Source organism: Paenibacillus vietnamensis, from assembly GCF_020169515.1.
Classification (GTDB): domain Bacteria; phylum Bacillota; class Bacilli; order Paenibacillales; family Paenibacillaceae; genus Pristimantibacillus; species Pristimantibacillus vietnamensis.
Map to the genome: position 1 here is coordinate 342,218 of NZ_JAHMHW010000004.1, position 23,182 is coordinate 365,399.

The following is a 23,182-nucleotide window of genomic DNA, read 5'->3' on the forward strand; positions in this document are numbered from 1 at the left end:
CTTATTCTCTTGTGTAGGGATTGTTCGCCATTTCAAACCCGATCGTCGTCCGTCCTCCGTGTCCGGGATAGACGGTTACCTCCGGATTCAGCTTGTACAGCTTCGTCCGAATGGAATCGTATAAATCGCGTTCCCGTCCGCCCGGCAGATCGGTTCGGCCAACCGACATTCTGAACAGCACGTCGCCCGAGAACAAGTGGCTGCCGTGCAGGAAGCTAACGCTTCCCGGCGAATGTCCGGGTGTATGCATCACTTGGAAGGAGAGTCCAAGCAGCTGCAGGGTTTGTCCTTCGTCCAGCGCGTATTCGGCCGGATCGGTGGATAGCGGCGGCGTAACGTCCTGCCAGCGCATCGAACCGTTCTTGCGGGGATCGGTCAGCCAGTCGGCCTCCAGATCATGTAAATAGACGGGACACCCCGCCGCCTTCCGCACCTCGTCTACGCCGCCCATATGGTCGAAATGGGCGTGCGTCAGCAGAATGGCTTCCACCTCGATATTCCGGATGCGCTCCAGCAAACGTCCCGGGTTCATGCCCGGGTCAATGACGATGCCCCGCTCCTTGGCCGGCCCGTTCTGACCGGCATCCGGCTCAGACACCGTTAATAAGTATGCATTCGTCTGCAAAGGGCCAAGCGTAAACGTCTCAATTTTTAAATTAGTCGTCATAAGCGTATTAAAAAGACTCCAGCAGCGTGCGGAGCTCTTTTACGATAACCGACTGGTAGCCCGTACCTTCTCCGTAGCGGCGTCCCATTTCCTGGCGGGTAACGGCAAGCTTCTCCTGATAATCGGCAGCCTCGCGGTCCGGATTAGCCAGCTTGAAGGCGGTCATCGCCTCCTGTACGTGGCTCGGACGCGGCCCCCACTGGCCAAGCACGGCACCGCCGGTATCGGCGAAGATCACGATCGGCACGGCACGGCCGCCCATCGTCAAAAACTGCTCCATCGTATCGAGGTGCTCCTCCATGATCAGAACGTCAATCGGAATCCCGCTGTTTTCCAGAGCGCGGAATACGACCGGAATGTTGCGGACCACGTCGCCGCACCAGTCGGCCATCAGAATCAGGCAGCGAAGATCGTCACGATTGTTAAGCGATTCGAAATATTCCTTGTCGCTTGCGTCCGTCCAAACGAATTGTTCGGACCAGTCGAGAAACTTCTCCTTGTTCTTGGTCATTCCGTCTATAAATTGCTGCGGGCTGATGCCCTTACCCAGTTTATCCGCAACGCTTTTGCTCATTTCAATCCCTCTCTCTTCTTATGTCGTTGATTCACGAAAACACTGGACATGGCAGCATGTCCGCCCTACAAGTATACATTAAAATTTCCTGGCTCTGCGAATGTAAAGGACCAGCACGATGACAACGACAATCGCAATAATCGCATATGCAATATTCGAATAGACATCCATAAAAGCGACGATGTCGTGCCAGTTGTCGCCTACCGCGGAGCCGACCATAACGAGAATCGTATTCCAGGCCAGCGTCCCCAGCACCGTGAACAGCAGGAAAGGCACGAACCTCATATGCGACATGCCGGCAGGCAGCGAGATCAGGCTTCGGATTAACGGAATCATTCTGCACAGCAGCACGGCCCAATAGCCGTATTTTTCAAACCAGGCATCCGCCTTCCGGATATCCTCCTTTTTCACACGCAGCACGCGGCCGTACTTGTCGACAATTCTCTCCATCCTCTCAACGCCGAGCAGCCTGCCCACATAGTACAAAATAATGGCGCCGATTACCGAGCCGAGCGTCGCGGTTACAATGACGCCTACGGGCGTAAGGCTCGTGTAGGTGGTCATAAAGCCGCCGAAGGTCAGAATCACTTCCGATGGGATAGGAGGAAATAAGTTCTCAAGCGCGATCAGTAACAAAATGCCGAAATAACCGTATTGCTCCATAAAATCCGTAATCCAATTTTCCATAGCATCCTCCAACTTTATCCAAAATACATATCTATCTGAAGTTATTCTAACATAGGAATGCAGCGGCCATCCACTTTTGTCATGCGCTGACAAGCCTGCGCATAGACTAGCCTAAAGCATAAACGTGCCGGCGCTGTCCATTGGCGGCCAAGCTCGTTTCGCAGCAAGCGTAAACGGCTATCGCTACGCACGAACCGTTAGCAGCATCGTTGCGCAGCTCGGTTCTGTGCCGTCCTTTGGCGGCAATAGCTTACGTTTCGCGGTGAGATATAGGCGTCAGTATAGGAGTGAAACTTATACTTTCCTATATCTTAGAAAAGTTCAGGCGGGGTGAGCGTATCATGTCCAAGGTGTTGGTTGTTAGCAAGAGGCAGATTCAATGGTTTATCGTCATTACGGCTCTGATTATTTTAACCGGCGTCTACTTGAGCTGGGACCGGTCGCAGCAGGTAAGCGGAACGGCGTCCGAGGCCAGGGTTATTCACCTGCTTACGGGCGAGTTCAAGACTCAGACCGAAGACGGCCAAGAGATCGAAGTCTACACCTGGCATCCCGGAACGGTTAACGTGAACAAAGGGGAGCTTACGGAGCTGCACATCAGCGGCGTCAACGGCAACAGCCACCCTTTTGTCGTCGAAGGACTCGGACTGCGCGGCGAGGCTCACAAAGGCAAAACGACGATCGTCCGCTTCACCGCGGAAAAGGAAGGCATCTACCCGATCATGTGCCTGACCCACACCGACATGCGCCATGGCGGGCCGATGGTCGGATATATCGTGGTGGATTAGGCGCGTAGACGCTTAATCGTGTGACCGCTTCCTCCCCGGGCGCATACATATGGGGAGAGAGGAGTCGGTTCCATGAAAGCGAACGCGCAAAAGCATACCGCCGGCTATCCGACCGCGCGCAAAATAAGGAGGGCCTGCAGCAACGAGCTTTACCGCGCCGTTAAGCGGATGAAGGTGTGGATCCCCAAGGAAAAGATGGAGCAGGCCGTTGAACTGTACTTCAAAAAAGTAGCTCTCAATCTTGTCTGGATTGTGGAAAACGAAAGCAACCGGAAAGTACAGGCCGATTGGTGGGACGAAAACGTGAGCGGTGAAATCGCCGAGCTGTGGGAGGTCGACCGGGTCAAGCTTTGCACCGCCTTCCGGGATGCTTACGGCGGATAAACGGCAAAAAGCGATGAAGCTTTTAACGCTTCACCGCTTTTTTGTGTATCCGATGCCTGATTGGTGTTATCCGTTAACTTCCCTCAGACGGTCGCAGGATACGGTTTTCATATTGACGGGGTTGTTTGCAACCTTTACCGTCGCCATGCCGTTGTCTTCATCCACGTTCTCGATCCATACCGAGTCCTCGTCGAGCATGACCTTAAACGTCTCCTTCGATCCGTAAATTTCCATCGCGCGCGCTGTATCCATTGCTTCAATCCTCCTATGTGTGACTACGTGATTCGTTGTCCATCGTATCGGTTGTCGATTCGTCGATCAGGCCGTTCTGCATCGTTACATTGCCGCCGCCGAGCCCTTCATTCACCATTCTGTCGATATCCATAAAATAATCGTCACGGCCTTCGTTGCGCGGCTCAGCCGTATTTTGCGGGTTTGGATTTTGCGATTCGGTCATCGATTTCTCCTCCTGTTTGGCACATATATTGTTCAACGGCTCGGTCTCAAGCCCTCACGAAAAAATATGCCCGAAAACGTTTCGCCCCATGCATGTTCACAGCAGCGGCGACAGCATATTGAGGATGGATTCGGCCGTTTTTTGCTTCCAGGGGCGCCTGTTGAACCGCTCCGGATCGAGCGCCGAGCTGTCTTCCAAATCGTTCAGGAAGTCCTGCTCCAGCCTCCCGATCGCGCCTTCGTCGAACAGCACCGCGTTAATTTCAAAGTTGCTGTTCAGACTTCTCATATCCACATTTGCCGTGCCGACGGTCGCCAGCATGCGGTCGACAATCAAGACTTTGGCGTGAATAAACCCTTTTTCATACCGGTATACTTGAACGCCGGCATCCAGCAAGTCGTGAATGTAGGACAAGGACGCGAGCAGCACAAGCCTGGAATCGGCGATGCCCGGAATGATGAGCTTAATGTCCACGCCGCCCAGCGCGGCCGTTCTCAGTGCCATCAGAAGCCCCGGATCGGGGATAAAATAAGGCGTCGTCAAATAGATGCGGGATTTGGCCGCCGTAATCGCCGCGAACATCATTTCCTTGATTTTCTGGTCGTTATGACCCGGCTTGCTCGGCACCATCTGAACACGCTCCTTCCCGCCGCAGTTATGCTCCGGCATATAGGCATGCTCATCGAGCCGTTCGCCGGCGGCAAACGCCCAATCCTTCAAAAAAAGCTCCTGCAAAAAATAAACCGAGTCACCCTCCAGCCGCAAATGAGTATCCCGCCAAAATCCAAGTTTCGGCTCCTTCCCCAAATATTCGTCGCCGATATTGATGCCGCCCACAAAGCCGATTTTTCCGTCTACGACGACGATTTTGCGGTGATTGCGGTAGTTCAGCTTTCTCCCGCATAAAGCGAGCCGCGGCGGCAGAAAGCAGCTGTACGAGGCGCCGGCTTCCTTCAGCCGCCGCAAGTACGGCTCACCGAGATGGAGGCTTCCGATTCCGTCATAAAGGACGCGCACCTCGACGCCAAGCTTCGCTTTGCGGGTGAGCACCTCCAAAAAACTGCTGCCGACTCCATCGTCCCTGATCGTATAATAATCCAAATGAATATGGCGCTGCGCCGCTTCAAGCTCCTCCAAAATCGAATCAAACGTTTCCCTGCCGTTCGTCAGCACTTTCGTTCTATTTCTGCTCGTAATGGGAAACGGTGTCATCTTGGTGAGCATCTTAAACAGCTTTTCCTGCTGCTCCAGCTCCTTGTTGCCGGCATCGGCCGCAGATGCCGCCGGCCTGGACATGGCGCAAGCGAACCGGCTCGTTTCCTCCTTATACCGGTCCAGCTTTCTGCTTCGCAAATATTTTTTGCCCAGCAATAAATAAGCTGCGAAGCCTATAAACGGGAAAACGAAAGTGAGCAGCAGCCAGGCGGTCATTTGGACGGGCCGCCGGTGCTCTATAAAGAATACTGCCGCTAATTGAGCGGCGTAAGCAGCCAGAAACGCCGTTAGCCCTGTATGCCATGTCCACATTCGTCTCCCCTCGTCCTCCCCCGGTCAATGACGACCGCAGTTTTCTGCTTAGTTTTGTCACCGGATGCAGTTCGTATGCACAAAAAAAAGCCGCAGCCCGCACTTCTTATCGGAGATAAGGAGCGGAATGCGGCTATGCTTTGCGGCGGGCCGGCGTCCAACGATTAAGCTGCGACGTCCCGTTTGTTGAATACATACCAGGTAACTGCAATAAACAAAATATAATAAACGGCAAGCACGCCTAAAGAATATCCCAAAGTCATTCCTTCGCGCATCGGATTGCCGTCCAAATACTGCGTCAGGTTCAAATGGATGAACAGAAGATAATCGATCCATTGGTAATCGAGCATAGCGATCAGCGCCACAAAGCTGTTGACGCCCAGCAGCAAGAACAGCGATAAGCCGATGGCGAGGCCGCCGCTGCGGAAGATGGTGGACAGCATGAAAGCCAGCGTCACCGTCACAACCAGCGATACAAGCGTTAAAGCGTAATATTGCAGCAGATAAGATACCGGAGTTCCCCCAGTCGGTACGGGAAAGGATAGCGCGGCTTCCGGATCCGCATGAATGCCGAAGGCAAGCCAGTTTACAGCAATCGTGCTGACGAACAGCTCCACGGCCAGCAAGATGGCGAACATCATGACCGCAATATATTTGGACAATAAAATTTTAGAGCGCGACCAAGGGCGGATCAGCAGCAGCTTGATCGTACCGGTCGTAAATTCCTCCGCTACGACGCCGGCTGCAATGACGACCGTAAAAATCGTGACAAGTAAAAATAAAACGGAAGCTTCAATAAATACGACCTCCCACATCGAGGTCGAGTTCCGGTCCCCGAACGACAGCCATAGGATCGAAATCACGAGCACTAAGCCAAGCAGAATGCTCATCATGACCCATGTGCGGGGCCTGCGGTATATTTTCATATTTTCGTTTCTGACCAGCTGCAAAAAATCACCCAATGCGTTCCCCTCCCGTAACCTCCAAGAACTGATCCTCCAGCGATTTGACGTGCGTACGGATGCCGTATACTTTGATACCGGCTGCGACAAGAGCGGCGTTAACGGATGCGGTTCCTTCCCGGTCCGTCTCGACGGCAATCAATTGCCCGCCTTCCAGCGCGGCGGAATAACCGGCGGCCTGCAGAGCCTGAGCCGCTCCTTGAGGGCTGTCCACCTCGATAAGCACGCGCGAAGAGACGGTTCCCGCTTCGAATGATCCGCGAATTGTGCGGACATCGATCAGCTTGCCATTTTGAATAATCGCCACACGGTCGCACATCAGCTCCATCTCCGAGAGCAGGTGGCTCGATACGAACACGGCGATTCCCTCCTCCTTGGACAGGAGCCGCAAATAGTCGCGAAGCTCGCGGATACCGGCCGGATCCAGGCCGTTCGTAGGCTCGTCCAGAATGAGGAGCTGCGGTTTATGCAGGATAGCTTGGGCGACGCCCAGCCGCTGCCTCATGCCGAGCGAATAGGTTTTCACTTTATCGTATATGCGCCCTTCCAGACCAACCAGCTTAACGACCTCATTGACGCGATGCTCCGTAATGCCCGGGATCATTCTGGCGTAATGGATGAGATTATCATAGCCGCTCAAATACTTGTACATTTCGGGATTTTCCACGATGGCGCCAACGTAGCGGATCGCCTTTTCGTAATCCTTCGTAATACTATGTCCGCTTATGTAGATTTCGCCTTCCGACAACGACATGAGCCCGACCATCATCCGGATCGTCGTGGTTTTGCCCGAGCCGTTCGGACCAAGAAAGCCGAACACCTCTCCGAGCGGCAAATCCAGCGACAGCTTGTCGATGATCGTTCGTTTGCCGATCCTTTTTGTTACATTGACCATTTTCACAATGGGCTGCGTCATCTCTAAGACCCTCCTTACGTAAATCCAAATCCCATTCATTATATACGATAAAGGTAGGATTTGGTAGTGAGGCGCAGGTGCACAGCGAAAAACAGCCTCCTGCATTCCGCGCTTTTTTCCGGCACGCGGAGCATGAGGCTGCTATCGTACTTCAAGCGCAAACGCTGTTGCGGCGCACGAACCATCGGTTCTGTGCCGTCCACTGGGAAGAGGTGCCCGTTTCGCGATGAATGATAAGTCAATTAACGGCTTTGAAGCGTATAAATTTAATCATTTTAAAAAGGGTGTACGATGTGCTCGGCTGCTTTTGCATCTGCTCGAAGGAACATTTTTAAGTCATAGTTACTGGTCTTACCTGGCGATTCAGCGGTCGATTCCTGCTTATCTTCCTCCATGCTGCACGCTAAGCAATAGCCCATTGGATGTACCACCTGGAAAAATCCCGTCCGAAACAAAATATCCGCATCGGGATTGGCCACCATCTTTCCGCAACTAATACAATAAAAACTGTCCTCGAAACGCATCATCCGATAGATCGCTTCCTCTCTCTTCGTAATGATTGTTCAGCTATTTTGCGTTACGGGAGATGTACGACCTGTAATCTCCTCGCACATGGCGATAAGTTTCGTCAATTATAACTACGCTCTCACCTGACAAAATAGTCCAAACTTCGCTTCTTTTGAAATACATGTCGTAACTTCTGTTGCGGCCCGCCTCGACAAATCCCCCTTGAGGTTCCCCTCTCCGCTTCCACCCATGCCGCTTTCCGGGGGTTACCCTCCGAAGTAGTATTTGTTCTTATGTAATAACCGGTTGTATAGCTGATGGATCTTCCGCTGCTGCGGCTGTCTTGCCAGCAGCTCTTCATTCATGGCTCCGACAATCAGAGATTTCAGCGTATCGGAGCATTCGAACCTGACGCCATGCTGATATTGATTGTCGTGCTTCGAGCACCAGACAATACGGCCCCGCACGATCAGATGAGTCTTCGCCAGCTGCAGCCTCAGCTCCACCATATAGTTATGCTGGACCGGCAGCTGAAGCCCTGACAGAAAACACAGACCGTCCTGACTCATATTAAGAAGAAGCACCGTCGACGTAGAGCTTGTAAGCTGAACGCCTTGCGGGTTTAGCAATCGCAGCTCTGCCTTCAAGCCTTCTATAAAACGAAGCCTGATATGAGAGCGGGGATCGTCATTCGGATTCGCCATGCCGCATTCCTCCATCTTACTGTAGACCTTGTAATCTTCAATTTGAATTACATGAAAAAACATGCACATCGGCAAATTAGTATTCATTTAAAAATATGGAGCGTGAATGACAGAAGGAGTACGATGAGCATCGGCGATCGAATAGCCGGGGCGAGGGAGAATCGGAGGTGGGTGCAAATGCGGACTGCCGGGCTTCTCGGTATATCGAGGCGTGCCTTTGTCGATCTCTTGAGCTGACGATGTTGATCTCATATAGCTGGACGGCAGAATGCTGACGGCTGATGAGACAAAACGTTTTATTTGTGCGGGTTGAGAGAATGATGCGCTAGCACTGCTGCATTCAAACTGCCGTTGCGACGGCAGTTCAAGCTGCTGCGGCACATTCGATATATCGAGCACCGGCTGCTCCGCCGGTGCAGGCTTGTCCTTGGCAGCCACCGTTCGTTCCTCCTCTGGTTTGCTTCGAAGTGCTCCTGCTCTAGCAATCATGAAAGAAAGATATCATCATTATACAAGAGCCCATAGATGGATATTGTCGGTTAGTGGGTGCATGTTTCTTCTATTTTTCCCTCATTTTGTCGAAAGGAGGCGGACATTGAAAGATAAGACATTTATACGCTCAAATCTATAAATTCTTATCTTTCAAATAAAAAAGGGACCGGCATCTCGGTAGTCGCCCTACCTCGATGTCAGTCCCTTTATTCATTCTGCGGCGAACCGCAGTCCGATTTTATTATTTGCCGCCTGCGCGGGCCAGCTCACGTTTGTTGGCTTCGAAGGCTGCCAAAAGCGCGTTCTCGCCTTTAAGACCGGTGTCCTCCGCCTTGCGGATTTGCTCCAGCATCCGTTTGTAGTCCTTCGGAATGACCTTCACAAATTTCGCAACCGTTGCGTCCCAGTCATTCAAGATGCCGGAACCTACGGTGCTGTCCGTATAACGCACATGGGCTTCAATCATACCTTTCAGCTCGGCGATATCCTCAGCGTCCTCAAGGCGCTCCAGAAGCACCATTTCCAGGTTGCAGTGGTTATAGAAGTCGCCCTTCTCATCCAGGACATACGCTACGCCGCCGGACATACCTGCCGCAAAGTTGCGTCCCGTGCCGCCGATAATAACGACGCGTCCGCCTGTCATATATTCGCAGCCGTGATCGCCTACGCCTTCGACGACAACGTTAACGCCGCTGTTACGAACGGCGAAGCGTTCGCCGGCAACGCCGCGGATGTATGCCTGACCGCTCGTAGCGCCGTACAATGCCGTGTTGCCAATAATGACGTTCTCTTCCGCCTTGAATGTCGCCTTCGGTGAAGGAGCGACGATGAGCTTGCCGCCCGACAAACCTTTGCCGACGTAGTCGTTGGAGTCGCCCTCGATGGAAAGCGTAATTCCTTTCGGTACGAAGGCGCCGAAGCTTTGTCCGGCCGTCCCGACGAAGTGGAACTGGATCGTATCCTCAGGCAGACCCGCCGCGCCGTAGCGGCGTGTAACCTCGCTGCCGAGAATCGTTCCGACAACCCGGTTCGTGTTCAGAATCGGGAATGTGCCGCGTACGCGCTCGCCGTTCTCCAATGCAGGCTGTGCCGCCGGCACCAGCTCCTGCATGTCAAGCGACAGCTCAAGGCCGTGGTTCTGCTCCTGAATGTTGTAACGAACGGCATCCTGCGGAAGCTCCGCTTCGTACAAAAGACCGGAGAGGTCGATGCCTTTCGCTTTGTAATGCTCCTGCAGCTGCTTCGTCTCAAGCAGATCTACGCGGCCGACCATTTCCTGAATGGTGCGGAAGCCAAGCTCCGCCATAATCTCGCGAAGCTCCTCGGCGATGAAGCGGAGGTAGTTCACGACATGGCTCGGATCGCCCATGAACTTCTTGCGAAGCTCAGGGTTCTGCGTAGCTACGCCGACCGGACAGGTGTCAAGCTGGCATACGCGCATCATGACACAGCCGAGTACGATAAGCGGCGCCGTCGAGAAGCCGTATTCTTCGGCTCCCAGGAGGATCGCGATCGCAACGTCGCGGCCGTTCATCATCTTTCCGTCCGTTTCCAGTACGACACGGTCACGCAAGTTGTTGAGCATAAGCGTTTGGTGCGTTTCCGCAAGGCCAAGCTCCCATGGAAGACCGGCGTGGCGGATCGATCCCATCGGGGATGCGCCTGTGCCGCCGTCATAGCCGCTGACCATGATAACGTCGGCGCGGCCTTTGGCAACGCCTGTCGCGATCGTGCCGACACCGACGCCGGATACGAGCTTAACGTTGATGCGTGCGCGCGGGTTCGCGTTCTTCAAATCGTGAACAAGCTCAGCCAGATCCTCGATCGAATAAATATCGTGATGCGGAGGCGGCGAGATCAAGCCTACGCCCGGCGTAGAGCCCCGAACCTCTGCTACCCACGGATATACTTTCAGGCCAGGCAGCTGACCGCCTTCGCCAGGCTTAGCGCCTTGAGCCATCTTAATTTGAATTTCGTCGGCGTTAACAAGGTAGTTGCTCGTAACGCCGAAGCGTCCGGATGCAACCTGCTTGATTGCGCTGCGTCTCGAATCGCCGTTCGCGTCCGGAATGAAGCGCGCCGGATCTTCGCCGCCTTCGCCCGTGTTGGACTTGCCGCCGAGGCGGTTCATCGCGATCGCAAGGCTTTCATGCGCTTCCTTGCTGATCGATCCGAACGACATGGCGCCGGTTTTGAACCGTTTGACGATCGACTCCACCGATTCCACCTCTTCAAGAGGGACCGATCCGCGACCTTTCTTGAACTGCAGCAGCGATCGAAGCGTCAAATGCTTCTTGTCCTCGCCTTGGACGAGCGTCGAAAACTTCTTGTACAGCTTGTAATCGTTAGCTCTCGAAGCCATTTGCAGCGTATGAATCGTCTGCGGCGTGAACAGATGGTCTTCGCCGTCTTTCCGCCATTGATATTCGCCGCCGGAGTCAAGCTCCTTCTCGCCGCCCTCTTGCTCGGCGTAAGCGCGGTTATGATGCTTCAGCGTCTCTTCCGCGATAACATCGAGGCCGATGCCGCCGATCCGTGAAGGCGTCCAAGTGAAGTACTCGTTGATGACGTCCTCTTTCAAGCCGAGCGCTTCGAAAATTTGCGCGCCGCGGTACGACTGGATCGTGGAGATGCCCATTTTGGACAAAATTTTGATAACGCCTTTGGTAGCGCCTTTGATAAAGTTCTTGACCGCTTTGTCATGCGATACGCCGCGGAGCATGCCTTGGCGGATCATGTCGTCCAGCGATTCGAACGCCAGGTACGGATTCACTGCGCTCACGCCGTAGCCGAGCAGCAGCGCAAAGTGATGCACCTCGCGCGGCTCGCCGGATTCAAGCAGCAAAGCAACCTTAGTCCGCGTGCCCTGGCGGATCAGATGGTGATGCAAAGCCGATACGGCAAGCAATGCCGGGATGGCTGCATTGTCCTTGTCGATGCCGCGGTCGGACAGAATAAGCAGGTTATGCCCTTTGTCGATGACGCGGTCGGCCGCTTCGCACATTTGCTTCAGCGCTGCGCGAAGTCCCGCTTCCCCTTCGTTCGCAGGGAAGAAGATCGGAAGCGTGATCGAGCGGAAGCCCGGACGGCGCACGTGGCGCAGCTTGGCGAACTGCTCGTTGGACAAAATCGGCGTTTCCAATTTGATATGGCGGCAGCTTTCAGGCTCCGGATTGAGAAGATTGCGCTCCGGACCGATCGTCGTTCCGGTTGCCGTAATAATCTCTTCACGAATCGCATCGATCGGCGGATTCGTGACTTGAGCGAACAATTGCTTGAAGTAGTTGTACAGGCGCTGAGGGCGCTCCGACAATACGGCGAGCGGGGCGTCGTAGCCCATCGAGCCGATCGGCTCTGCGCCGCTGCCGGCCATTGGCTCAAGCACCTTACGGATATCTTCGAACGTGTAGCCGAACGCCTGCTGTCTCTTCTGAACGGTCGCGTGATCCGGTTCAGGCAGCTCAGGCGCCTCGGGAAGCTCCTCGAGATCGACGAGGTGCTCGTTAAGCCACTCGCGGTAAGGGTGCTCCGTCTCGATTTCACGTTTCACTTCTTCGTCGGAAATGATGCGGCCTTTCTCCGTGTCGACGAGCAGCATGCGACCCGGACGCAGACGGTCCTTGTACAAAATATCCTCCGGCGGAAGCACGACGGTGCCAGCCTCGGAACCGAGGATAATATGATCGTCCTTCGTCACGTAGTAACGGGCAGGGCGCAGGCCGTTGCGGTCAAGTACCGCACCGATCTTCACACCGTCCGTAAAGCCGAGTGCGGCAGGTCCGTCCCAAGGCTCCATCAGCGTGCTGTGATACTCGTAGAACGCCTTGCGCTCGTCGCTCATGCTCTCGTGATTGGACCAAGGCTCCGGAACCATCATCATCGCCGCATGCGCCATCGAGCGGCCGGACAGGAACAGGAACTCCAGCGTGTTGTCGAACATCGCCGTATCGGAGCCGTCCGGATTGATGATCGGCTTGATTTTCTCAAGGTCTTCGCCGAACAGCTCGGTCGCGAAAAGCGTCTGACGGGCGTGCATCCAGTTCACGTTGCCGCGCAGCGTGTTGATCTCGCCGTTGTGGATCATGTAGTGGAACGGATGCGCGCGCTCCCAGCTCGGGAACGTGTTCGTGCTGAAACGCGAGTGGACAAGCGCCATCGCGGATACGACCGACTCGTCGTTAAGCTCGATATAGAACGAACGAACTTGCTCGGTTGTAAGCATGCCTTTGTAAACGATCTTTCTCGAGGAAAGGCTCGAGAAATAAAACATATTGCCGCCTTCCTTGCCGGAATAGCGGATCGCAAGCTCCGCGCGCTTGCGGATGACGTACAGCTTGCGTTCGAACGCCATGTTGTCCTTCAGGTCTTCGTTCTGAGCGATGAACAGCTGACGGACGTAAGGCTTCACTTTAAGCGCAGATTCGCCGAGCTTCTCGTCGTTCGTCGGAACCGTGCGCCAGCCGATAACCGTCTGGTTCTCTTCCTTCACGATCGACTCCACTTCACGCTCGATTGCGCTGCGGGCTTCCGCATCGTGCGGCATAAAAATCATACCGACGGCGTAATGTCCCTGCTGAGGAAGCTCAATATCCTGTTTCTTAAGTTCGGCGGCAAAAAACTCGTGCGGAATTTGAAGCAAAATACCTGCTCCGTCCCCCGTATTCGGTTCGCTGCCTTGACCGCCCCGGTGCTCCATATTCTCGAGGAGCATGAGCGCTTGTTGGATGACTTTATGCGATTTGATTCCCTTGATGTTGGCCACAAAGCCCATACCGCAGGCGTCTTTCTCAAATTGCGGATCGTATAGCCCCTGCTTCGGCGGCAATCCCAAAATATGTTCTTTCATTGTGTGCAACCTTTCTATGAGAAGATTTTTGGGCAAGCGTGAACGGATTGTAGATAAGCACCGATGAATGCGCGTTACGCTTCATGATTGGCTTGTTTCATCATAGAATGATAGTAAGCTGGGCGCATCGGCCTGCCCTTGCCATTCTTAAAGCGGAACGTGCGCCGTCCGGATCCGGAAGCGCCCGTTCCGAAAAACCATACCGGGCCTATACCGCGACAATGCGATTATTATATTATTTTAACATCAGGCCAAAACGGAATCAATTTAATATTTTTGATAATTGTTTGTACTTTTTGACTAAAAAACGTCTGTCCGGCACGCTGGCCTGTCTCTTCCGTTCGGTTTGCGAACGATAAAAAACAAAAGCGCCGATATTATTCGTCTAATCGTTACCTAAAGCTGGATTGTGTATTAAAATGAAATTTATATCATCTACTATATTAGCAAAAGGATGTGTTCGTGTTGTATAGCAAGTTAAGGAAAGTTTCTTTCCGGGCGTTTGCCGCTCCGCTCCTGGCCGCGGCGCTGGCCTTCTCGGGCACGGGCGCAGCTTCTCCCGCAGCGGCTGCCGGCGCGGCCGACGACGGCGTTTATCAAATCGTCGCGGTCGGCGACTCGCTGACAGCCGGCTACCAGCTGGGCTTCACCGAGCAATCCGTTCCGTACGGCTACGTGGAGCGCGTCTACGAGCAGGCGCTGTTCCACGGGCTGCGGGCGGAATACGTGAATTACGGCGTGCTCGGGCTTAAATCGCCGGGGCTTACCCGCTGGATCGAGGCGGTGTCTCAGAAGAAAAGCATCACGGCCGAAGAGGTTCAAACGGGCTTGGCCGACCCGAGAGCGGAGCGCATCTTTGCAGATACTCCGAAGCTCAGCACAGCTCTGACAAAAGCGGACCTCATTGTGATGACTATCGGCGGCAACGATTTGAAGACGGTGATTACCGCGCTTAGCAGCGAGAAGGCAGCAACCGAAGCGGAGCTTGCGGCCGCCGCAGCCCTGCTTGAAACCTCGCTGTCCGAATACGAGAAGGAGCTCGAAGCGGCTCTCAAGCTGCTCGCACAGCTGCAGCCCGGTGCCGAAATCGTCGTGGCCGACCAATATTTGCCGGTTCCTTCGCCTCTTATCATTAAGGACTCGCCGGTCGAGCTTTATCCGGAAACGAACCGCCAATTTCTGATCAGCGCCCAGAAGCAGCTGCAAAGCCGTCTCGGCTCGCTCATTGCCCGTCTAGTACAGGACGGAATCGACGTGAAGGCGGCCAATGTCGCCAAACCGTTCACCGGGAATGAACTGGCCTATACCTCCGTAGCCAGAGGGGATATTCATCCCAATGCTTTAGGTTATGCCGCTATGGGCAAAGCGTTCTCCGAAACGATATGGAACGAATACCTGGCGGTAAAGCCGCGGGACAAGAACGTACCGATCTCCGTGGTCGTGAACGGCAAAGAGCTTGTCAGCAGCTATAAGCCCGTGCTCATCCAGAACAGAACGTTCGTGCCGCTCCGCGAAATAACGGAAGCGCTGGGCGCAACGGTCAAATGGAATTCGAAAACGCAGACCGCGACCATCGAGCAGGAAGGCCGCACCGTCGCGATTACGATCGGAGCGACCACCTTCACCGTCAACGGTGTAAAGACGAAGCTGAACGCCCAGCCCGCCTTTCTTCACAAGGTCGGCAAGGAAAGCAAAACCTATCTCCCGCTTGCCGCTTTATCGGAAGGTCTTGCGTTCCAGGTCGTCTACCGCGATACGCTGAAAACCGCCTTCATTAATAAATAATAAACTTTTATTTATATTCCTTTTGAAGCTGCAGCATCTGCTCCAGCCCTTTGGCCGCCCAGCGCTGCAGCCGGTCGAGCGCGGCTATCTCCGCCGCAGCCGCGGCACGCAGCGATTCGACGTAGTCCGGTACGCTACCTTCGTACCGGACGATGTCGCGGAGCGGCACCGTCGTTTTCTCCGTATAGCTCAGCGCCCGCCGTTCATGGAACATCGGAACGTCCGGGTTGTATGGATTATGCAGATCCCCCTGCTCGGGATGCTTCATTACCGCCAGCACCTTTACGAGTGCCCTGGGCCCGCCGAGCTCCATAACCTCGCCTATATATTGTCCGGACCGAACCTCCGCTTTTACCAAATCTCCAACCTGTATTTGAGAAAAATCATTTCTTTGATCCACTATTATCATCCTCACTTTTTTATATGGACATGCGGTTGTAAAATATATGTAAATATAGTTGACCGCAGGAATTCATATACTGTAAATGTGCTCATCCGCACTTAAGGATAATTTATCCTCTCCTTTCATGGCAACCCTTGCGGATAAAACTTGTGTTACTGGCACTTGCATCGTAATATGGAATTAGAAAAGTAGGTGGAAATGAATGCGTAAGAAAAGAGTGCTTCTGCTCTCTGAAGGCTTCGGCTCCGGCCATACCCAAGCCGCTTATGCGCTCGCTGTCGGATTAAAGCAGCTGTGCCCGGATATCCAGAGCCGCGTCATCGAGCTTGGAAAGTTCCTGAACCCGGTGCTGGGACCCTGGATCATATCCGCTTACCGCAAAACCGTCAGCAAACAGCCTAAGATGGTAGGGCTCATGTATCGAAGCAATTACAAAAAATCGTTTAACCGGATTACGCAGCTCGCTCTTCATCGTATGTTTTATACCCAAACTTCCCAAGTAATATCCCAGCTGAAGCCGGAATTAATCGTTTGTACGCACCCCGTACCGAGCGCCGTCGTCGCCAGGCTGAAGCGTCTCGGGCTCGACATGCCGCTCTACACGCTTATTACGGATTACGACGCGCATGGCTCATGGGTCAACAAAGAGGTGAACAAATATTTAGTCTCTTCCGCGCTCGTGAAGGAAAGGCTTGTGGAGAAAGGCGTTGAGCCCGGCCGCGTCGAAGTAACGGGCATACCCGTCCACCCGAATTTCTGGCATACAAACGATAAGGAAGAGGTTCTGCGGCAGTTCGGGCTCAAGCCGATGCCGACCGTTCTTATTATGGGCGGGGGCTGGGGGATCATGTACGAGGACAACGCACTCGAGTATATGACAAAATGGCGGGAAACGACTCAGCTGATTTATTGCGTAGGCTCTAACGAGAAGATGAAGGAGAAGATGCTGGCCGATCCGATGTTTCAGCATCCGAACATCCACATTCTTGGCTTCACCCGCGAGGTGAACAAGCTTATGGACGTATCCGATTTGCTGGTCACGAAGCCGGGGGGCATGACGTGCACCGAAGGAATGAGCAAGGGGATCCCGATGCTGTTCTACGAACCGATCCCCGGACAAGAAGAAGAGAATTGCGAATACTTCATCAAGAACGGATTCGGTGAAATGCTGGATTCGAACGATACCGTCGACAGATGGTTTTCGCTCATCCACGACGCCTACGCATCCGGGCAATTCAGGAACAGCCTGCTAACCAAGAGAAATCAACAATACGACCCGATGAGCTGTCCGAAAGCCGTTCTGCGTCTCATGCAGTAACGGCTTTCTATTCTCACCGCTTCCGTACGAAGCATAATTTGTATCCCCATTTCCACATAGTATATATGATGAAGGGAGCTGTACGAACATGAGTACACAATTGGCGGACGGCAAAACGATCATTTTGAGGCTGGAAATCGATACGGATCTTGCGAGATTCGGACAAGCGGCAACGGCAATCGAACAGGCGCGGGGCGATATTATCGCCATAGACGTCATACATACGGACAAGAACAAAAATATTAGAGATTTAACCGTCAAAATTACGGAGCAGGGCGCCTCCGACCGGCTGACCAATGCGCTTCGGTCGCTGCCCGGCATTCGACTGATCAACATTTCCGACAGAACCTTCCTGCTGCACCTGGGCGGAAAAATTACGATTCAGCCGAAAACGCCGATCCAGAACCGCGACGACCTTTCGCGCGTCTATACGCCCGAGGTGGCCAGGGTGTGCCAGGCCATTCACGAGGAACCGTCCAAGGCTCATACGCTGACGATCAAGAGAAACACGGTTGCCGTCGTATCCGACGGCAGCGCGGTGCTCGGACTCGGCAATATCGGCCCGTATGCCGCCATGCCGGTTATGGAGGGCAAAGCGATGCTGTTCAAGCAATTCGCCGACGTCGACGCGTTCCCGCTATGCCTCGATACACAGGATACCGAGGAGATCATCGCAGCCGTAAAAAATCTTGCTCCGGCTTTCGGCGGGATAAACCTTGAGGACATTTCAGCGCCGCGCTGCTTCGAAATCGAGCAGAGACTCAGGGAGGAGCTGGACATCCCCGTCTTCCACGACGACCAGCACGGAACGGCTGTCGTGCTGTACGCCGGCCTGCTCAACGCGCTGAAGCTGACGGGCCGCAGCCTTCAGGAGGCACGCATCGTGGTGTGCGGCATCGGAGCGGCCGGCACCGCCTGCACGAAGATGCTGCTTGCCGGCGGAGCTGTGCACATCGTTGGCGTAGACCGCGAGGGAATCTTGACCGCGGACAAATCGTACGGCAATCCGATGTGGCAATGGTACGCCGACCACACGAACCCGGACCGTATTAGCGGCGGACTGACGGAAGCGCTGGAAGGGGCCGACGTATTTATCGGCGTCTCCGCCGGCGGCATTCTGTCGAGGGCCCATATCGAGTCGATGGCGAAGGATCCGATCGTGTTCGCCATGGCCAATCCGGAGCCGGAGATCAGGCCGGAACTTGCGGAAGACATCGTTGCCGTCTTCGCTACCGGCAGGTCGGATTACCCGAACCAGATCAACAACGTGTTGTGCTTCCCCGGAATATTCCGCGGTGCGCTCGATAGCCGCGCGACTACGATCAACGAGGAGATGAAGCTGGCGGCAGCCGAAGCCATCGCTTCGGTAATCAGCGACGACGAGCTGAACCGGATGTATATCATTCCGAGCGTCTTCAACAGCCGTGTCGTCGAGGAGGTCCGCCGCAGGGTGATCCAAGCCGCCCAGCGGAGCGGAGTGTCGCGCCGTCAGATCAGGGACTAGAAGCGCAAGTCTTCAATGAAATCACATTTTCGAATTCGGAAGCTCAAACTCCGGGTTCGAAAGCTGTGATTTCTTTTTTTGTATACGTAAAAGACATGACACCTATCATCTTTTTAACCGTATTAAATATGATATAATAAGAATGGCCAGTCGAAGGAAAAGGAGCCCTCAAATGTTTCAAGCGGTAGTAGATTTTTTAAAGGACTTCGGTCCTTTGGGATTGTTCATTCACGCTTTCATCGATGCTGTGTTCTTTCCCATCCCTGCATTCTTTCTTCAAGTGTCGCTCAGCATCCTGAATCCGTCGACCGCTTTATGGCTCGCAACCGTTGGATATATCGCCTGCATGCTCGGCACACCGGTCGGGTACTACTTAGGGAAAGTAATGGGGAAATCCGTCCTATATAAATTTTTGAAGAAGGAATGGATCGATGCGGCGACCGAGAAATTCCAGAAAAACGGCGAAGCCGCCATTCTCATCGGTTCCTTTACGCCTATTCCGTTTAAAGTGTTTACGATACTGTCGGGCGTCTTGAATTTTCCGTTGTGGAAATTGATCGGGTACGCAGCTTTGGGCCGCGGACTTAAATTTTATATCGTCGGCATCCTGTTCTACTTATACGGCCGCGCGGCCGAGAACATGGTGAAGGACGTTTCGCTGTACATCTTCATCGGCGCCGTGCCGGTCGCCATCGTCTACCTGCTGCTTCGCAAGAGGCGCCTGAGCAAGAAGGAACGCTCCTCGCGGGAAGCAAAGGTCAAAGCACAAGAAGATCGGGTTCAAATTAATTCCTAACCAAAAGTAAACGGATGACGCCGTCCTTTCGAGTTTCGGCATACGTTTCTCGACAAATAAAAAAAGGAGTGTCCCCCGGCCGCTAAGGCTTGTGAGGACACTCCTTTTCTTATAGCGCGCTGCCCCCGTACAGGAAGCGGTACTCCCACGCCGTGCCGGCCATACTTGTTGTAATCGTAACGCCTCCGCCTTCCTTGGAGAACGTATGCAGAAGCTTGCCGTCTCCCAAATAAATCGCATCGTGCGTTACTGCGGCCGTCGATTTGTCGATCCCGCTGTAGGCGGAAGCCTTCGAGCCTTTGTAGGACATAAAAAACACGAGATCTCCGCGTTTCAGCTGACGCCAATCCGTCTTGGCACCGCCCTTGTTTTTCACGTATTGCCCCTGCAGACTGGAGGAGGCCGGCAGCTTAAGGCCAACGCCGTCCAGGAACGCTTGTCTTACAAAATCGGAGCAATCGAAGGTTGTCGTCGTGCTGCGGCTGGAGCCGTACTCGTACGGCGTCCCTAAATACTTGAGGCCTGCCGCGATCACCTTCTCGACTGCTGCACTTCCCGTTACCGCAGGCTGCGGAGTTGCAACTCCGCCTGTGCTGCCGGAGCCGGAAGCGCTTCCGGGAATGCTGCCCGTTACATTCAAATAGGCGGAATTCGTGCTTACATACCCCCGGACTCCGCTGCTGTCCGTCACTTCGTACCAGTAGCTGTTCGTTTTGGCCACGACAGCAACCTGTTCGCCCGTTTTCAAATAACGGATAAGCTCTCCCGAGGTAGATGGTGCTTTTCGGAGCGAGACCGGCGATTTGACGGCGGCGTTCGTCGTCTGCGCAGGAGCCGGCTCGGGGCTTGGCGTCTGCGCAGGGCTCGTTGGTGCCGGAGAAGCTTCAAGCGAAAGGTATTGCGATGAGGTCGATACGTAGCCAGTTTTCCCAGTTGCGTCCGTCACTTTATACCAGTAAGCATTAACCTTCTCGATCACGCTGAGCTGCTCGCCTGCCTTCAGAACACGGATGACCGCTGCCGATGCCGACGGAGCCGAACGCATATTCACGCCTGCCTTAACCTCAGCCGCTTGCGCCGCCGAAGCTGCCGGGATCGAAATCGAACTAAACAACAGTGCAGCCGTTAACGTTGCTGTCGCCATTCTTTGAATCAAGGTGAAATTCAACAATTAAGCCTCCTTGGTGTAAGAAGTGTTTGTGTAACGGTCCTTGTACCATTGTAAATTCGGAAAAATACGGCAGGAATCGACCATTCTTCCTATTTGCCCGTTTCGCAAAATGAGCATCCGGACATATTCATCCGCTGTAAATAAATGCAAAAAAGACATCTCTACAAAAGAGATGCCTTTTTTCCTATCGATAAGCTGGTTTTGCAGGTGATCGCTTGGTAATATGCCCCAAAAATCCCGAAAGCAATCAGGCGAATAAGTCCAACGATCCGTATGCAGCATATGGACTTAAGACCCATAATTTTCATAGCGCTTTTCTCTGGAAACAATTCCCTTAAACTCAGACCTAGTGTTCCCGTCTTTGTTCCTGTATAAGCTTGATGCGGACCTGTTACTTTCCGGCAGTCGTTAACTCTATGTTCTCCACAAGCTCGTGTGGCTCGACATGAACGTGAACACTCATAATATTATGTTTTCGTCCCATCCGGCTTTCGATTTCGTCGCTGATCCGGTGGCTCTCGATCAACGTCAGCTCGGGATCAACCTGGACGATGACGTCGACAAGAACGTGGCTGCCGTGAACCCGGGCTTTAATGTCCTTGATCGTCTTGACGCCTTTCGTCTTCGCGATCGTCGTGCGCAAGCTGGACAATTCGTTCTCGTCGAAGCCGTCCGTTAAAGCATGAGTCGAGCTGTAAAAAATTTCCCAAGCCGTTTTGCAAATGATCGCTCCGACGGCCAGCGCGGCAACAGGGTCCAGCCACGGCAGTCCGAATTGCGCCCCGATAATGCCGATGGCAGCCCCCGTGCTTACGAGCGCATCAGACAGATTATCCTTTGAAGCTGCCAGCAGGGCCTGGTTATTAATTCTCAAAGCTAATTTCCGGTTATAAATATAAACGCCGGACATGCAGACCGCAGCCGCCAAAGCAACCCAAGCGCTCGTCAGCTCCGGTACCTCATGGTCCGCTGCGAATAAGGATTTTACCGCGCTGATCAGCACCTGAATGCCGACCGTCGCCATAATAAAGGAAGCAATCAACGCCGCTATCGTCTCCGCACGAAAATGCCCGTACGGATGATCCTTGTCCGGCGGCTTTTGCGAGATCCGCAGGCCGATCAGCACCGCTACGGAAGCTACGATATCCGTCAGGTTATTAAAGCCGTCCGCGACGAGAGCGCCGGATGCAAACCAATAACCGGCGCCAAGCTTTACGGCAGACAATGCCAGATAGGCGCCGATACTGACCCAGGCGCCTTTCTCGCCCTGTTTGATTTCATCATACTGATCCAGTTTCAATACCCTCCCAAGCCAAAAAAACGATCAAATATTTGCCAGTCAAATGACATACTGGTATCATACCCGTTCAAACCCGTGTGGGTCTAGAGAAACAGTGTTGACCGGGTACGCACTTTTATGCACGGGGGCAACAATTCGCTCCCGTTCCGAGGCGAACGCCTGGCATTTGGCGGCACGAATTCCTTTATTATGTACAAGTATCGCTTTCTTATCCCCAAAAAAAGAAGCAGCCGGATATCACCCGACTGCTTCACACATTGATCCGATTCTTATTTGATTTCGTAAATTTTGTAAAGCTCATCCAGCATCAGGTTAGCTGCGATTACGCCGCCAGCCGTATTCCAGATCGCATCGTCTACTTTGATCGCTTTTCCGTTCTTCACCGCGCTAAGGCTTTGCCAGAGCGGATCCTTCAGCATTTCCTGCTCCATCTCGGTGCCTTTTCCGTCGCCGGTTTCATAAGTGAAGTAGAACAGCAGGTCGGCGTCAACCTCCGGCAAGCGTTCCTTCGTAATTTCCTCTACAAACGTATCTTTATAATTTTGTTGACTGTCGGGACGGGTAATGCCAAGCTTCGAGAAGGCAAGGCCTGTGAACGTATCTTCCAAATAAATGCGGGTTTTGCCTGCCATGAATCGGACGACGGATACCTTCTGGTTCAGCTTGTCGCCGGCCTTCGCTTTAAAATCGGCGGTGCGGCTGTCGTAATTGGCGATCACCTTATCGCCCTCTTCCGACTTGCCGAGCGCTTCGGCGTACAATTTGAAGTTGGACTGCCATTCGCCGCGAAGCGTTTCCGAGAACACGGTCGGAGCAATCGCTTCAAGCTGGGCGTAAACCTTCTCCTGACGGAGTTTGTTGCCGATAATAAGGTCGGGCTTCAGGCTCGCGATCAGCTCCATGTTCGGCTGGCTTTCATCGCCTACGACCGTAACGCCTTCCATGTCCGCTTTAATATGCTCGTACCATGGATCGCCTGTCCATGATTTCACGGCACCTACTGGCTTGACGCCAAGCGCCAGCAGCGCTTCCGTTCCTTCATTCGTAAGCACGACGATGCGCTCAGGCGTTCCTTTGATATCCGTTTCGCCCATAGCATGCGTAATTTTACGAACGTCTCCCGCATTCGGGGCCTCAGTTTCGGCAGTTTTTGCCGAGTTTGTCTGGCTGTTGTTATTCGCTCCGGACTGGCCGCAGCCGGTTATAAGGACTGCCAGCGCCAATAAAGCCGCGGAAGCCGTCCATGTCAGTTTTCTTTTAAATACATGCAACACTTTCTTCTACTCCCTCTCATGTTGAAAATCGTTCTCAACTCACTCACAAACGAAACTATAACAGCTGGCATTCGGAATGTCAACGAATTTGTTGATAATGATTTTCAAGTTCATTGACAC

The 23,182-nt window shown here is 53.6% G+C and carries 22 protein-coding genes; 6 read left to right on the forward strand and 16 right to left on the reverse strand.

The window, feature by feature from the left end:
• Nucleotide 1 precedes the first annotated feature (1 nt).
• The 3 genes from KP806_RS11855 to KP806_RS11865 form a co-directional block, all read right to left on the reverse strand.
• Nucleotides 2-667 (reverse strand): MBL fold metallo-hydrolase, encoded by a 666-nt coding sequence (locus KP806_RS11855; RefSeq protein ID WP_224723799.1) that lies wholly within the window; start codon nucleotides 665-667, stop codon nucleotides 2-4.
• A 7-nt stretch (nucleotides 668-674) separates the two neighbouring features.
• Nucleotides 675-1,241 carry a thioredoxin family protein gene (locus KP806_RS11860; RefSeq protein ID WP_224723800.1) on the reverse strand — a complete coding sequence of 189 codons (567 nt, stop codon included), beginning with the start codon at nucleotides 1,239-1,241 and terminating at the stop codon, nucleotides 675-677.
• Between the two features lie 78 nt (nucleotides 1,242-1,319).
• Nucleotides 1,320-1,928: a DedA family protein gene (locus tag KP806_RS11865; RefSeq protein WP_224723801.1), complete on the reverse strand. Its 609-nt coding sequence runs from the start codon at nucleotides 1,926-1,928 to the stop codon at nucleotides 1,320-1,322.
• A 341-nt stretch (nucleotides 1,929-2,269) separates the two neighbouring features.
• Here KP806_RS11865 and KP806_RS11870 point away from each other — a divergent pair, with 341 nt between their 5' ends.
• Together KP806_RS11870 and KP806_RS11875 are read left to right on the forward strand one after the other, a co-directional pair.
• Complete coding sequence (locus tag KP806_RS11870; protein ID WP_224723802.1) at nucleotides 2,270-2,716, forward strand: cupredoxin domain-containing protein; 447 nt, start codon at nucleotides 2,270-2,272, stop codon at nucleotides 2,714-2,716.
• A gap of 72 nt (nucleotides 2,717-2,788) precedes the next feature.
• Nucleotides 2,789-3,100 carry a dehydrogenase gene (locus KP806_RS11875; RefSeq protein ID WP_224723803.1) on the forward strand — a complete coding sequence of 104 codons (312 nt, stop codon included), beginning with the start codon at nucleotides 2,789-2,791 and terminating at the stop codon, nucleotides 3,098-3,100.
• Between the two features lie 66 nt (nucleotides 3,101-3,166).
• Here KP806_RS11875 and KP806_RS11880 read toward each other — a convergent pair whose 3' ends face one another.
• From KP806_RS11880 to gltB, 9 genes are all read right to left on the reverse strand, one after another.
• Nucleotides 3,167-3,352, reverse strand: a complete 186-nt coding sequence (locus KP806_RS11880) for an H-type small acid-soluble spore protein (RefSeq protein WP_224723804.1) — start codon at nucleotides 3,350-3,352, stop codon at nucleotides 3,167-3,169.
• A gap of 13 nt (nucleotides 3,353-3,365) precedes the next feature.
• Nucleotides 3,366-3,557 carry a hypothetical protein gene (locus KP806_RS11885; protein WP_224723805.1) on the reverse strand — a complete coding sequence of 64 codons (192 nt, stop codon included), beginning with the start codon at nucleotides 3,555-3,557 and terminating at the stop codon, nucleotides 3,366-3,368.
• 96 nt (nucleotides 3,558-3,653) lie between these two features.
• A complete protein-coding gene (gene cls, locus KP806_RS11890; RefSeq protein ID WP_224723806.1) occupies nucleotides 3,654-5,084 on the reverse strand; it encodes a cardiolipin synthase in 1,431 nt (476 codons plus the stop codon).
• Nucleotides 5,085-5,248: 164 nt separating this feature from the next.
• Complete coding sequence (locus tag KP806_RS11895) at nucleotides 5,249-6,046, reverse strand: ABC transporter permease (RefSeq protein ID WP_224723807.1); 798 nt, start codon at nucleotides 6,044-6,046, stop codon at nucleotides 5,249-5,251.
• Nucleotides 6,039-6,962, reverse strand: a complete 924-nt coding sequence (locus KP806_RS11900; RefSeq protein ID WP_224723808.1) for an ABC transporter ATP-binding protein — start codon at nucleotides 6,960-6,962, stop codon at nucleotides 6,039-6,041. Before KP806_RS11900 ends, KP806_RS11895 begins: the two co-directional genes overlap by 8 nt.
• 275 nt (nucleotides 6,963-7,237) lie before the next feature.
• Entirely contained in the window at nucleotides 7,238-7,489 is a 252-nt protein-coding gene (locus KP806_RS11905) for a hypothetical protein (protein ID WP_224723809.1), read from the reverse strand.
• A gap of 246 nt (nucleotides 7,490-7,735) precedes the next feature.
• Nucleotides 7,736-8,173: a PilZ domain-containing protein gene (locus KP806_RS11910; RefSeq protein ID WP_224723810.1), complete on the reverse strand. Its 438-nt coding sequence runs from the start codon at nucleotides 8,171-8,173 to the stop codon at nucleotides 7,736-7,738.
• 87 nt (nucleotides 8,174-8,260) lie between these two features.
• Nucleotides 8,261-8,611, reverse strand: coding sequence for a hypothetical protein (locus KP806_RS11915; RefSeq protein ID WP_224723811.1), 351 nt, complete (start codon nucleotides 8,609-8,611; stop codon nucleotides 8,261-8,263).
• A 295-nt stretch (nucleotides 8,612-8,906) separates the two neighbouring features.
• Complete coding sequence (gltB, locus tag KP806_RS11920) at nucleotides 8,907-13,511, reverse strand: glutamate synthase large subunit (RefSeq protein WP_224723812.1); 4,605 nt, start codon at nucleotides 13,509-13,511, stop codon at nucleotides 8,907-8,909.
• A 465-nt stretch (nucleotides 13,512-13,976) separates the two neighbouring features.
• On the opposite strand from gltB, the gene KP806_RS11925 reads away from it, so the two are divergent.
• Entirely contained in the window at nucleotides 13,977-15,296 is a 1,320-nt protein-coding gene (locus KP806_RS11925; protein WP_224723813.1) for a stalk domain-containing protein, read from the forward strand.
• A 7-nt stretch (nucleotides 15,297-15,303) separates the two neighbouring features.
• On the opposite strand, the gene kapB is transcribed toward KP806_RS11925, so the two are convergent.
• The gene (kapB, locus tag KP806_RS11930; RefSeq protein ID WP_224723814.1) at nucleotides 15,304-15,696 is read right to left on the reverse strand and encodes a kinase-associated lipoprotein B; all 393 of its coding nucleotides are present in this window, start codon (nucleotides 15,694-15,696) and stop codon (nucleotides 15,304-15,306) included.
• Nucleotides 15,697-15,901: 205 nt separating this feature from the next.
• Here kapB and KP806_RS11935 point away from each other — a divergent pair, with 205 nt between their 5' ends.
• The 3 genes from KP806_RS11935 (at nucleotide 15,902) to KP806_RS11945 (ending at nucleotide 19,317) form a co-directional block, all read left to right on the forward strand.
• Nucleotides 15,902-17,017 (forward strand): MGDG synthase family glycosyltransferase, encoded by a 1,116-nt coding sequence (locus tag KP806_RS11935; RefSeq protein ID WP_224723815.1) that lies wholly within the window; start codon nucleotides 15,902-15,904, stop codon nucleotides 17,015-17,017.
• 88 nt (nucleotides 17,018-17,105) lie between these two features.
• Complete coding sequence (locus KP806_RS11940; protein ID WP_224723816.1) at nucleotides 17,106-18,521, forward strand: NAD-dependent malic enzyme; 1,416 nt, start codon at nucleotides 17,106-17,108, stop codon at nucleotides 18,519-18,521.
• 172 nt (nucleotides 18,522-18,693) lie between these two features.
• Entirely contained in the window at nucleotides 18,694-19,317 is a 624-nt protein-coding gene (locus KP806_RS11945; RefSeq protein ID WP_224723817.1) for a YqaA family protein, read from the forward strand.
• A gap of 109 nt (nucleotides 19,318-19,426) precedes the next feature.
• Here KP806_RS11945 and KP806_RS11950 read toward each other — a convergent pair whose 3' ends face one another.
• The 3 genes from KP806_RS11950 to KP806_RS11960 form a co-directional block, all read right to left on the reverse strand.
• A complete protein-coding gene (locus KP806_RS11950) occupies nucleotides 19,427-20,485 on the reverse strand; it encodes a C40 family peptidase (RefSeq protein WP_318153589.1) in 1,059 nt (352 codons plus the stop codon).
• A gap of 394 nt (nucleotides 20,486-20,879) precedes the next feature.
• Nucleotides 20,880-21,782 carry a cation diffusion facilitator family transporter gene (locus KP806_RS11955; RefSeq protein ID WP_224724028.1) on the reverse strand — a complete coding sequence of 301 codons (903 nt, stop codon included), beginning with the start codon at nucleotides 21,780-21,782 and terminating at the stop codon, nucleotides 20,880-20,882.
• Nucleotides 21,783-22,057: 275 nt separating this feature from the next.
• Entirely contained in the window at nucleotides 22,058-23,062 is a 1,005-nt protein-coding gene (locus KP806_RS11960) for an ABC transporter substrate-binding protein (protein ID WP_224723820.1), read from the reverse strand.
• Nucleotides 23,063-23,182 lie beyond the last annotated feature (120 nt).